Below are 12,242 nucleotides of genomic sequence, written 5' to 3' on the forward strand. Positions count from 1 at the left end.
TGGCATGCGCAAGGCAACACTCATACTGGCGGGACTGTGTTGCGTTCTGGCGGGCTGTGGTGGCGGCGACCCTGCGCCGGTGGCGCGCAGCGGGCCGGACGGGCCGGATGCAGCCGGCTTTCATCCGGCGTCGACGGATGTGGCGCGCGAGAATGCCGAGACTTCTGCACGCCTGTCTGCTTACCCGTCGGAAGACGAGGCGTTGGCCCGTCGTGGTTTTGTCGGTCGCGACGAGGATCTGGAGATCCGCAATCCCGATGGTGAGATTATCTGGCGCCCCGCCGATTATGCCTTTCTGGACGCCACGCCGACGGACAGCGTGCATCCCGGCTTGTGGCGGCAGGCGGCTCTGAATCAGGCACATGGCCTGTTCGAGGTCGCCCCGGGTATTCATCAGGTCCGCGGCTATGACCTGGCCAATATGTCGATTATTGAAGGCCGGACCGGGTGGATCATCATCGATCCGCTGACATCAGTCGAGACAGCGCAGGCGGCGCTGGACCTTGTCAATCGCGAACTCGGCGAACGGCCTGTGAGCGCCGTCATTCTCACCCACTCCCATATCGACCATTTCGGGGGCGCAGGCGCCGTTGTCGGACCGGACACGCCTGTCATTGCGCCGGCCGGTTTCCTCCAGGCGTCTGTCAGCGAGAATGTCATGGCCGGTATCGTGATGGGTCGACGGGCCGGCTACATGTATGGCACGCGGCTGCCCCGGTCCGAACGCGGCCATGTCGGCTCGGGACTTGGCAAGCACCCGGCACTTGGGACCCACACAATCGCGGCACCCACCCACATTATTGATCAGACCGGGCAGACGCTGGAGATCGATGGTGTGCGTATGGAATTCCAGTACGCGCCGGAGACCGAGGCGCCCGCCGAGTTGACCGTCTATTTCCCGGACCTTCAGGCCTGGTGCGGGGCCGAGCTGGTCTCGCGCACCATGCACAATCTCTACACGCTGCGCGGCGCCCAGGTGCGGGATGCTCTCGCCTGGTCGGCGGCAATCGACGAGGCGCTCACCCGATTCGCCCCGCGCACAGAGGTGATCTTCAACAGCCATCACTGGCCAGTCTGGGGCGCTGCGGAGAGTGCCGATTTCCTGACGGCTCAGCGCGATGTCTACAAATACATCCACGATCAGACCCTGCGTCTCGCCGCACAGGGCATGCGCCCGGACGAGATCGCCGAAACCCTCACTCTGCCTGCCAGCTTGCAGCCGGTTTTCGCCGTGCAAGGCTATTACGGAACGCTCAAGCACAATTCCCGCGCTGTCTATCAGCGCTATTTCGGCTGGTATGACGGCGTCCCGGCCCATCTCGACCCCGTGCCGCGAGGCGAGGCCGCTGAACGCTATGTCGAGGCCATGGGCGGCTTGGACGCCGTACTCGCACTGGGCGATGAGGCCCTGGCGTCGGGCGAGTTTCGCTGGGCTGCCGAGCTGGGTCAGCATGCAGTCTTCGCGGCCCCGGATTCGCCGGCAGCACGGTCACTCCTGGCGCGAGCCTATGAGCAATTGGGCTATCGCGCCGAAAGTGCGCCCTGGCGGGATGTCTATCTGACCGGCGCCTATGAATTGCGTCATGGCATCGAGGCGCTGGACGCAACAGCCGCGGGTTCGGCCATCCTGCAATCCATTCCGCTCGACATGTTCTTCGCCGCCATGGCGACCCGGCTCGATGGCGAGGCCGCGGCGCGGCAGGACCGGGTGTTCAATTTCGCCTTCACGGATGTCGATGAGCATTATGTGATCCGCCTGTCGAACGGCGTGATGCATCATCATGATGCCCCTCCGGTTGACGGGGCCGATGCGAGCGTCACGCTGACCCGGGATTTCTGGCTTCGCTTGCTGCAGCAGGAGGCCGGGCTGATGGAAATGATCGGATCGGAGGACTTCGCTGTTGCGGGTGACCGGCTCGCCTTGCTGGGCTTTTTTGCCATGCTGGAACAGCCCGACGCGGGATTTGCGATCGTCACGCCCTGATTTGCTGGGTGAGGGCTTTTGCGCGTGCCTCAAAACCTGATTAACTGCCGCATCAATCGTCCCGGGGGGTTCCATGTACCGCGCCATTCTTGCTGCCAGCCTTGCCTTCATCACCGCTTCCGGAGGTGCCTTGGCGCAGGTGACGCCCTTTGACACCCGCTATGATCCGGCGATCCCGGATTTCCGCGCCACATTCGGCTATGATTTTGGCGAGGAAATCACCCCGCCCGAAGACGCAATCGACTATCTCTACACGCTCGAGGCCGCTGCACCGGACCGGGTCGAGGTCGTTGAATATGCCCGCAGCTGGGAAGGTCGCCCGCTTGCCTATGCTGTGATTGCGAGCCCGGACACGCTGGTCCGTATTGACGAGATCCAGTCGGGTCTGGCCAGTCTCGCCGACCCGCGTGGCCTCGATGCGGCCAGCAGGGACGCGCTGATAGCCGACCTGCCTGCGGTGGTCTGGTTGTCTTACGGCGTGCATGGCAATGAAATTTCTTCGACCGATGCCGGCCTGCGCACCGCCTATCACCTGCTAGCGGCGCAAGATGACCCCATCGTCGAGACGATTTTCGAGAACACGATCATCGTCGTCGATCCGACCCAGAATCCGGACGGCCGCAACCGTTTCATCCAGACCTTCCGGTCCGCGCGCGGACTTGAGGCCAGTGCCGATCGGTATACCGCCGAGCATGACGAGCCTTGGCCGGGTGGGCGCTATAACCACTATCTGTTTGATCTCAATCGCGACTGGTTCGCCCGCACCCAGCCGGAAACCCGCGGACGCACCCAGGCCATTCTCGACTGGCGGCCGGTGGTGGTGGTCGATGCGCACGAGATGAGCGGTGACAGCACCTATTTCTTCGCCCCTTCCGCCGAGCCTTTCAATCCGGAGATCGTGCAGTCGCAGCGCGACGCGCAGGATCTGATCGGGCGCAATCATGGCGACTGGTTTGATCGTCTTGGCTATGCCTTCTTCACCCGTGAAGTCTATGACGCCTTTTATCCCGGTTATGGCGATATGTGGCCGACCCTGCAGGGTGCAGTCGCCATGACCTATGAGCAGGCCTCGGCCCGCGGACTGGCCTGGCGCCGCCGCGATGGCTCGACCCTGACCTATGCTGACGGGGTCAATCATCACTTCGTGGCCAGCCTGTCGACCGCCCAGGTCGTGGCCGAGAACCGTGAGCGCTTCCTGTCGGATTTTGTCGCCTTCCGCGATAGCGCAGCGACCAGTTCGAGGGATCCGCAGGCGATGATGATCTCCTTGAGCGGCAATCGGTGGAGCGCGGAACGCATGGCGCGCAATCTTGCGGCCCAGGGCATTGAGGTTGGCCGTGTCGCGCCGGGTACATCCGCGTGCGGTGCCCGTTTTGACGACGGTGGATTCCTGGTCCGGTTCGACCAGCCGGCCGGCCGGCTGGCCCGGACCCTGCTGGAGCCGACCACTGACCTGCCCGCTGATTTCATGGAAGAGCAGGAAGCCCGCCGGGCAGATGGGCTTGGGCATGAACTCTATGATGTGACCGCCTGGTCACTGCCGTTGATGAGCAATGTCGACGCCACATCCTGCCGCCGCACGCCTTCCCTCACCACGGAGTCCGTTGCACCGGAAGCCCCGATTGAGCGCGTCACAACGGATCACAATGCTGCCTGGGGTTATGTCATCCCATGGACCGATGCCGGCCAGGCCCGGCTGGTGGCAGCGTTGGGGCGTGAAGGCGTGACCATGCGTACCAGTGACCTGGCCTTCCGGATCGGCGACCGTCGTTTCCCGCGCGGTTCGGTCGTGATTCCGCGCCATGGCGCACCTGACGATCTGGATGCCCTGGTCAACCGGCTCGCGGCCGAGAGCGGCGCGCGCTTTGAAGGCATGGAGTCGAGCTGGGTCGATGACGGCCCGAATCCGGGCAGCGACAATTTCCTGACGATACGGGCACCGAGCGTGGCCATGCTGTGGGATGAAGGCACTGACCCGACCTCCGCTGGCGCGACCCGTTATGTGCTCGAACGTCGCTACGACATTCCGGTTTCGGTGATCCGGGTGGGCTCGGTGAGCCGTGCCCAGTTGGACAATTATGATGTTCTGATCATTCCCGAGCAGGGTTGGACGGGTCTGTCCGGTGCCCTGGGCAATTCCGGAACGGCAGCCATTCGAACCTATGTGCGCGGTGGCGGTATCCTGGTCGGTCTTGGCGACGCCACGCGCTGGCTTGCCGATTCCGATACCGGCTTGATCCCGGCCCAGCGCGAGCGGGCCGCCGATGCGCCGCGTGATGCGTCCGCCGGATCCGGCGAAATCGTCGACGGTACGGTCCTGGCCAATGAGGATGAGCTGCAGGTGCTGGAAGCCGAAGCCGGTGCCCTGCCGGAATCCTCGCCGGGGGCACTGGTTCATGTCGAGGCCAATGAGAATGCCTGGATGTCGGCCGGATATACAGACGGAGCCGCGGCGTTGGTTATGGGGTCGGATATCTACGCCCCGGTCTCGCTCGGAGATGCGACGACGGCGCTGCGCTTTGCCGCTCGCGATGAGCTGCTCGCCGGCGGTTATCTCTGGGAGGAGTATGCCGATCAGCTGGCCCTGAAGCCTTTCGTGCTTACCACCCGCCAGGGCGCCGGACAGGTCGTGGCCATCACCCAATCGCCGACCACCCGCGCCTATCTTGAGGGGCTGGACCTCCTGCTCCTGAACGCGGTACTTCTGGGGCCGGCACACTCTCGCGCCCTGCGCTGAGACCTTCGGGCAAACGGTTTCAATCAGGTTGCGGCGCCACGGCGCCGTGACCGGTGACGGAGTTTGCGATGATGACATGGCGCGCCGGACCGTCCGGCTTCGCAGTGGCGCTGATGGCGGCCACGCTTCTTTGCCCGTTGGCGGCCTCGGCCCAGGACATGCCGGATTTCTCGTCACTGGCGCTGGCTGACGACCTCGACTTCCTGCGGGCCAATACGCCGGTCGGGAATCCATCGACCCTGCTCTATCGGGGTGAGGGTTTTGTACTGGTGGTCGATCCGGGACTGGAGCACACCGCCGAGCTGCTGGCCGAGGCGGTCGCCGGCGAGCTGGGCGAGCGCACGCTCTATGTCGTGACCACCCATGCCCACCGGGACCATATGGACGCTGTGCCGGCCCTGCCGCGTCCGCTCGTCCAGATCGCCACGGGACACCAGTTCGACGGGCTGCCTGCCCAGCAAGGCATGACGCGCCTCGCGGTGCACGGCGAGGTCACGCTGGGCGATGGCGCTGTGCGGATCGGAAGTTTCCCGGACATGGCGGCCCATACCGGCGGGGACCTCTGGATCCATTTCCCGGAATCGGGTGTTCTGGCCGTGGGCGATCACTTCTTCCTCGATCGCTATCCGATCATTGACGTCATTGGCGGCGGCGATCCGGCGGGCTATTTCGCCAATATCGACTGGATGGTCGCGACCTTCCCGGCGGACACACGAGTCGTTCCGGGCCATTCGACTTTCGGGCCCGACGCGCCGCGCGTGGCGACACTGGACGACCTAGCAAACTGGGCAGGCGAGCTGCGCAACTCTGTTTCTGTGATCCGTCAGATGGCAGAACAGGGCCTGAGCGAGGCGGAGATCGTCGAGACCGGCCTGGGGCCAAACTTCTCCCATCTCAACGAACGTCCGCGCTTCGTCTCGGAAGAGCGCTGGATCGGTTTCGTCCTGGCCAATCCGCCAAGCCGGCAGCCGCCCAAGCCCTAGCCCCCGCCCTCAATCTCCTCGCGCAGGGCTTCCAGTTCCAGCCAGCGGTCTTCCTTGTCGGCGCGCTCCTGCATGGCGGTGCCGAGGCGTTCGGAGACCTTGGTGAAGCGGGCGCTGTCGGCGAAGAGGGCGGGGTCGGCCATCTCGGTTTCGAGGCGTGTGATCTCGTCACTCAACGTGTCGATTTCGGCGGGCAGGAGTTTGAGCGCGTAGCGGTCCTTGTTGGCCATGCGCCGGCGTTCAGGCCTGGCGTCTGCAGAGGCGGTCTTTGCGGGCGCTTTGCCCGACCCTGACGCTTTGGCTCCGGACTTGTCGAGCGCCGAGACGCCGGCGCCGCGCTGGGCGACCATGTCGCCATATCCGCCAGCATATTCCTGCCAGACGCCGTCACCCTCGGAGACGATCACCGAGGTGCAGCAGCGGTCCAGAAAATCCCGGTCATGCGAGACCAGAAAGACCGTGCCGGCATAGTCCGCGATCAGGCCCTGCAGCAGGTCGAGCGTTTCCAGGTCGAGATCATTGGTCGGCTCGTCCAGCACCAGGAGGTTGGAGGGCAGGGCCAGGGCGCGGGCCAGCATGACCCGGGCGCGCTCGCCGCCGGAGAGGACATGGACGGGCGTATTGGCCTGCTCGGGCGGGAAGAGGAAGTCCTTCATATAGGCCATGACGTGCTTGGTCTTGCCGGCGACCTCGACCTGGTTGCCCGAGCCCTGGGTCAAGGCTTCCGAGAGCGTCCAGTCGTCCTTGAGGGCGAGGCGCTTCTGGTCGAGCGAGGCAATCTCCAGCTTTGTGCCCAGCCGGACCGAGCCCTCGTCCGGCGCCAGCTGGCCGGTGAGGATGTTCAGAAGCGTCGTCTTTCCGGCACCATTGGGCCCCACGAGTCCGATGCGGGCATGGCGGGCAATCTTGGTCGAGAAATCCTTGACGATGGGCCGGTCACCATAGCTCAGCGAGACCGATTTGGCCTCGGCGACCAGCTTGCCGCTATCTCCGGCTTCGGTTGTCTCCAGCTTGACGCTACCTTGCGGTCCGCGATGGTCGCGGCGCTGTTGTTTGAGGGCATGGAGGTCGCCGAGGCGGCGGACATTGCGCTTGCGTCGGGCGGTGACGCCATAGCGTAGCCAGTCCTCCTCGCGCACGATCTTGCGGTCGAGCTTGTGCAGCTCGTCCTGCTCCTGCTCCAGCACGGTATCGCGCCAGGCTTCGAATGCTCCAAACCCCTTGTCCAGCTGCCGGGTCTGGCCGCGATCAAGCCAGACGGTCTTGCGGGTCAGGTTTTCCAGGAAGCGGCGGTCGTGACTGATCAGGACCAGGGCCGAGCGGCAATGTCGCAGCTCCTCTTCCAGCCATTCGATTGCCGGCAGGTCGAGATGGTTGGTCGGTTCGTCGAGCAGGAGAATGTCCGGGTCCGGCGCAAGCGCCCGCACGAGCGCGGCACGGCGCGCTTCCCCACCGGAGACCTCGCCGGGTTTTTCCTCACCCGTCAGTCCCAGCTTTTCCAGCAGATAGTCGGCCCGATAGTCGGCATCGCCGGGCGCGAGGCCGGCCATGACATAGTCCCGCAATGTGGCGTGACCGGTGAGGTCCGGGTCCTGCTCCAGATAGCGCACGGTGGCGGAAGGGTGGACGAAGCGGTCGCCATCATCGGCTTCGACCTGGCCGGCTGCGACCTTCAAGAGGGTCGACTTGCCGGACCCGTTGCGGCCGACGAGGCAAAGGCGTTCGCCTTCCTCGACCTGCAATTCGGCCCCCGCGAGGAGCGGTGTAACCCCGAAGGTCAGGTGGATGTTCTGAAGCGTGAGGAGCGGTGGAGCCATGTGCCACCGCATACTAGTCAGCGGCCCGCCGGTCACCCGTTTCCGGCAGAAATTTGCAAAGGGGGGACAATCCGTACCCAGCGTCCCCCTATCGCCAATCCTGAACAAAGCCTCATTTGCGCCATAATGGGGCGCGGCCTAGGCTGGCGTCCAGGGACAGGAGAGGGACGCGGGCGAGGGCCGGCGTGTGACAATCATGCTGACGATCAAAAATCTCACGAAAACCTATGGCAATGGCGTACGCGCCATGGACGGGGTCACGCTGGACATTCCCAAGGGCATGTTCGGACTGCTCGGCCCCAATGGCGCCGGCAAGTCGACGCTGATGCGCACCCTGGCAACACTGCAAGCGCCGGATAGCGGGACGGCGACCTTCGGTGATCTCGATATCGTCAAGGATCCCAAGGCGCTGCGCGCCACGCTGGGCTATCTGCCTCAGGATTTCGGCGTCTACCCGCGCATGTCGGCACGGGCCATGCTCGATCATCTCGCCGTCCTCAAGGGGCTGACCAATGCGAAAGAACGCAAACAGGTCGTCGAAGCCCTTCTGGAACAGACCAATCTGACCCAGCACGCCAAGAAATCCGTTGCCTCCTATTCCGGCGGCATGCGTCAGCGCTTCGGTATTGCCCAGGCATTGCTGGGTGATCCGCAACTGATCATCGTCGACGAGCCGACCGCCGGCCTCGACCCGGAAGAGCGCAACCGTTTCCACAATCTCCTGTCCGAGATCGGCGAAAACGTCGTGGTCATCCTGTCCACCCATATCGTCGAGGACGTCTCCGACCTCTGCCCGAAAATGGCGATCATGAACCAGGGCAAGATCGTCGCCGAGGGCGTCCCCGCCGATCTGGTCAAGGAGCTGGACGGCAAGGTTTGGAGCCGGAGCGTGGCGAAGGCCGATCTCGCGGAGCAACGGACTCGCTACAATGTCATCTCGGAACGCCTGACCATGGGTCAGGTAATGATTCGCGTCCTGGCCGACAGTCAGCCGGGCGATGACTTCGCCGCGGCGACGCCGGATCTGGAAGATGTGTATTTCTCGACCATCCGCGGCGGCCAGTCCGACGCGGCGGCCGCGTAAGTCTCAACCCAGCTGAAAGGAGCACATCATGCTCTCCAAGATCGCCGGGTTCGAGATCCGCTACCAGCTTTTCTCTCCCGTATTCATCGCGGTTTTCGCGATCTTTTTCCTTCTCGTCTATGGCGGCGTCACGATCGACAATATCCAGGTCGGTGGCGGCGGTGCGACCAATATCAACTCGCCCAACGCCCTGACCGTCAATGTCCTCATCTTTTCGCTCTTCGGCGGATTGATCCCAGTGGCTTTCCTGTCTTCCGGGGTGATCCGGGACCGGAGCTTCAAGACCGAGGAGCTTTTCTTCTCGCGTCCTATCAAGGAAATGGACTTTGTCCTCGGCCGCTTTATCGGTGGTTTCCTAGCCACGGCCCTGTGCTTCGCCAGCGTGCCGCTGGCCTTCCTTATCGGTTCTGTCATGCCCTGGCTGGACCAGGAATTGATTGGTCCGACGCGGCTGGACTGGTTCGTCTATGTCTATCTGGCCTTTGGCCTAGTGAATATGTGGGTGGTCGGGACGATCCTGTTCACAGTCGCCAATTTCACACGTTCGACCATGATGGTCTGGGCGGGGTTTGTCGGACTTCTGGTTCTGTATTTTGTCGGTTCGGCCATTGCTGGTCAGGAGCCGGCCCTGCGCCAGACTCTCGCCCTGATCGATCCCTTCGGCTTCAACACCTTCGGTGAGGCGACCCGCTATTGGACGGCTTTCGAGCAGAACAGCCAGGTCGTCCCGTTCGAGGGTACGCTGCTGATCAATCGCCTGATGTGGATCGGCATTGGGCTGGGTTTGCTGATCGTGAACCTGCTGACCTTTCGCTTCCGTCGCGGCAATTCCGGAGGCGCTGCCAAACGCAAATCGTCTGTGGCCGCCGGTGGTGCGAACCATGCGATCATGGATATCGATCTTCCGCGAGCCACGCCCAATCTAGGTGGCTCAGCGTCGCGCCAACAGTTCGCGGCCCGCGTCGGCTTCGAGGTGAAGGGCGTTGTGCTGAATGTCGCGTTCTGGATCATTTTGGCCTTGGGCCTGTTCAACACGATCCCGGGCTTCTTCTTCGCCAACGGGATCTACGGCACCGACAATTTCCCGGTCACCCGCGTGATCATGAACACGATCAACGGGGCCTATTCCATCATCCCGCTGGTCATCGTGATTTATTATGCTGCTGAGCTGATGTGGCGTGAGCGCCGTTTCGGTTTCAACGAGATCACGGACTCCACGCCGACGGAGAGCTGGGTCTTCATTACCGCGAAATTTGTGGCCATGGGCGTTGTCATCACGGCGCTCGCCTTGGTGGCTCTCATCGCCGGCATGCTGTCACAGCTCGCGCTGGGCTATGGTGGGCTGGAGTTCGATCAGTATCTGATCCGTGGCCTGATGGAACTCATCATACCCTTCGTCATCCTGTCGGCGCTGGCGATCTTCTTGCAGGTGGTTTTCAACAATCGCTGGCTCGGCATGGCGGCGATGTTGGTCTTTTTTATCGCTACCCTGGTCATGGGCCAGATCGGTTTCGACCATAATCTCTACCAATATGGTGGCGGACCGGGTGCACCCTATTCCGACATGAATGGCTATGGCCATTTCCTCGGGATTTCGCTCTGGTACACAGCCTACTGGGCGTTCTGGGCACTGCTGCTGATGGTCTTCGCCTATCAGCTGTGGAGTCGCGGTGCGCTCAGCCCGATCCGCCAGCGGATCGGCCGGATGATTTCGGGTTACACCCCGGCGACGGCAATGCTCTTGGCCGTCGCCATCATCGGCGCTGGCGGTACTGGTGGGTGGATTTTCTACAATACCAACATCCTCAACACCTACATTTCCGGGCCGGATGCCCGGGCGTTGGCGGCGGAGTATGAGCGTCAGTATCTGCACCTGCAGGACGAGCCGCAGCCGACCATTATCGAGACCGCCTATGACGTCGATATCTATCCGGGTGAGCGACGTTATACGGCGAGCGGTCACTATGTGCTGGAGAACAAGGAAGACGCAGCGATCGACACGCTGTGGATCTCCTACGGCCAGGGCACGACCATTCTCTCGCAGGAGGTGGAAGGCGGTGAGCTGGCCTCGTCGGATGAGGGTTTCTACCTCTATTCCTTCGATCTCGGCACGCCGCTTCAACCCGGCGAAACCCGGCGTTTCGACTTCGCGGTCGAAAACGCCAATCCGGGCTTTCGCAATTCGGGGAATGTGACCACCGTCAATCACAACGGCACATTCTTCAATAATGGTCAGTCCATGCCGAATATCGGCTTCAACGGAAACTGGCGCCTGACCGACCGGCAGCAACGTCGTCGTGAGGGGCTGGAACCGATTGAGCGGGCCTTCCCGCTCGAGGATGAAAGCCGTTGGTATGAGAACGGGATCACCAATTCCGATTATGTGACCTTCCGTTCGGAAGTCTGCACATCGGCGGCCCAGACCGCGATCGCCCCGGGTTATCTGGAGCGGAGCTGGGAAGAAACGGGTGAGAATGGCCAGGCGCGAGCCTGTTTCGAATACGTCATGGATCGCCCGATCCTGAACTTCTACTCCTGGCTCTCGGCCGAGTATGACGTGGTCGAGCGTGAGACTGACGGCATCCTCTACCAGGTCTTCTACCATCCCGATCACGCCTGGAATGTGGAACGCATGCTGGAGGCCGGTGAGGATTCGATCGGATATTTCTCCGAGCACTTCTCGCCCTATCAGTACCGCCAATACCGTGTTCTGGAATTCCCGGCCTATGCGAGCTTCGCGCAGGCTTTCCCGAATACGATCCCGTTCTCGGAAGGGATTGGCTTCATCGCCGACCTCGGGGATCCGCAAGACATCGACTATGTCTACTACGTGACCGCTCACGAAGCGGCGCACCAGTGGTGGGCTCATCAGGTCATGTCGGCGAATGTCCAGGGCGGCACAATGCTGATCGAGACCTTCGCCCAGTATTCGGCCCTGATGATCATGCGTCAGGAATACGGCGAAGATCACATGCGACGCTTCTTGAAGTTCGAGCTCGACAGCTATTTGTCGGCGCGGGGTTCCGAAGCGATCGAGGAGCTTCCGCTCTACCGGGTCGAAAACCAGCCCTATATCCATTACCGCAAAGGCGCGGTGATCATGTATGCGCTGCAGGACTATGTCGGCGAGGAGACTGTCAATCGGGTCATGGAACGCCTGATCGACGAACGTGCCTACTCGTCCGACCCCTATGCGACGACGCTCGATTTCCTGCGCATCCTGCGCGAGGAGGCCGGGCCGGAGCATGAGGCGATGATTCATGACTTCTTCGAGCGGATCGTCTTGTTTGACCTCAACGTGACCTCGGCCACGGCGAGCGAGCGCGAGGACGGTCGCTGGGATCTGGTGCTGGAGATCGAGGCCCACAAATACGAGGCCGACGGTGCCGGCGAGCAGACCGAGGAGGACATCGACTACCAGATCGATATCGGTGTGTTCACGGAAAATCTCGATGATGCCTATGAGGGCAATGATCACGTGCTCTACATGGCAAAGCATCGCATCGACGAGACCACGATGCGCATCGAGCTGATTGTGGATGAAGAGCCGCTCTATGCCGGCATCGATCCCTACAACAAGCTGATCGACCGCAATTCGGATGACAATCTGATGCCGGTCACGATCGAGTAGCGGGGT

6 protein-coding genes are annotated in these 12,242 nt (G+C 62.5%); 5 read left to right on the forward strand and 1 reads right to left on the reverse strand.

The features are described from left to right. The first annotated feature begins 4 nt into the window (after positions 1 to 4). The 3 genes from JXQ94_RS00440 (at position 5) to JXQ94_RS00450 (ending at position 5,704) form a co-directional block, all read left to right on the forward strand. Positions 5 to 1,984 carry an alkyl/aryl-sulfatase gene (locus tag JXQ94_RS00440; RefSeq protein ID WP_421921863.1) on the forward strand — a complete coding sequence of 660 codons (1,980 nt, stop codon included), beginning with the start codon at positions 5 to 7 and terminating at the stop codon, positions 1,982 to 1,984. 73 nt (positions 1,985 to 2,057) lie between these two features. Further along, positions 2,058 to 4,721 carry a M14 family zinc carboxypeptidase gene (locus JXQ94_RS00445; protein ID WP_421921864.1) on the forward strand — a complete coding sequence of 888 codons (2,664 nt, stop codon included), beginning with the start codon at positions 2,058 to 2,060 and terminating at the stop codon, positions 4,719 to 4,721. A 68-nt stretch (positions 4,722 to 4,789) separates the two neighbouring features. After that, on the forward strand, positions 4,790 to 5,704 hold the full coding sequence (locus tag JXQ94_RS00450; protein WP_421921865.1) for an MBL fold metallo-hydrolase: 915 nt from the start codon (positions 4,790 to 4,792) through the stop codon (positions 5,702 to 5,704). Here the strand turns inward: JXQ94_RS00450 and JXQ94_RS00455 are convergent. Beyond that, positions 5,701 to 7,521 (reverse strand): ABC-F family ATP-binding cassette domain-containing protein, encoded by a 1,821-nt coding sequence (locus tag JXQ94_RS00455; RefSeq protein ID WP_421921866.1) that lies wholly within the window; start codon positions 7,519 to 7,521, stop codon positions 5,701 to 5,703. The genes JXQ94_RS00450 and JXQ94_RS00455 overlap by 4 nt on opposite strands. Positions 7,522 to 7,717: 196 nt before the next feature. Here JXQ94_RS00455 and JXQ94_RS00460 point away from each other — a divergent pair, with 196 nt between their 5' ends. Both JXQ94_RS00460 and JXQ94_RS00465 read left to right on the forward strand, forming a co-directional pair. Next, positions 7,718 to 8,605: an ABC transporter ATP-binding protein gene (locus JXQ94_RS00460; RefSeq protein WP_421921867.1), complete on the forward strand. Its 888-nt coding sequence runs from the start codon at positions 7,718 to 7,720 to the stop codon at positions 8,603 to 8,605. A 28-nt stretch (positions 8,606 to 8,633) separates the two neighbouring features. After that, complete coding sequence (locus JXQ94_RS00465; protein ID WP_421921868.1) at positions 8,634 to 12,236, forward strand: ABC transporter permease/M1 family aminopeptidase; 3,603 nt, start codon at positions 8,634 to 8,636, stop codon at positions 12,234 to 12,236. Positions 12,237 to 12,242: the final 6 nt, after the last annotated feature.

Origin of the sequence: Maricaulis maris (assembly GCF_049116555.1) — a bacterium.
In the GTDB taxonomy this organism is placed as follows: domain Bacteria; phylum Pseudomonadota; class Alphaproteobacteria; order Caulobacterales; family Maricaulaceae; genus Maricaulis; species Maricaulis maris_C.

What these genes read in the sequence shown, in the direction of transcription:
- JXQ94_RS00450 (WP_421921865.1), top strand. Translation starts at nt 4,790, where the DNA reads ATGATGACATGGCGCGCCGGACCGTCCGGCTTCGCAGTGGCGCTGATG.
- JXQ94_RS00460 (WP_421921867.1), top strand. Translation starts at nt 7,718, where the DNA reads ATGCTGACGATCAAAAATCTCACGAAAACCTATGGCAATGGCGTACGC.
- JXQ94_RS00445 (WP_421921864.1), top strand. Translation starts at nt 2,058, where the DNA reads ATGTACCGCGCCATTCTTGCTGCCAGCCTTGCCTTCATCACCGCTTCC.
- JXQ94_RS00455 (WP_421921866.1), bottom strand. Translation starts at nt 7,521, where the DNA reads ATGGCTCCACCGCTCCTCACGCTTCAGAACATCCACCTGACCTTCGGG.
- JXQ94_RS00440 (WP_421921863.1), top strand. Translation starts at nt 5, where the DNA reads ATGCGCAAGGCAACACTCATACTGGCGGGACTGTGTTGCGTTCTGGCG.
- JXQ94_RS00465 (WP_421921868.1), top strand. Translation starts at nt 8,634, where the DNA reads ATGCTCTCCAAGATCGCCGGGTTCGAGATCCGCTACCAGCTTTTCTCT.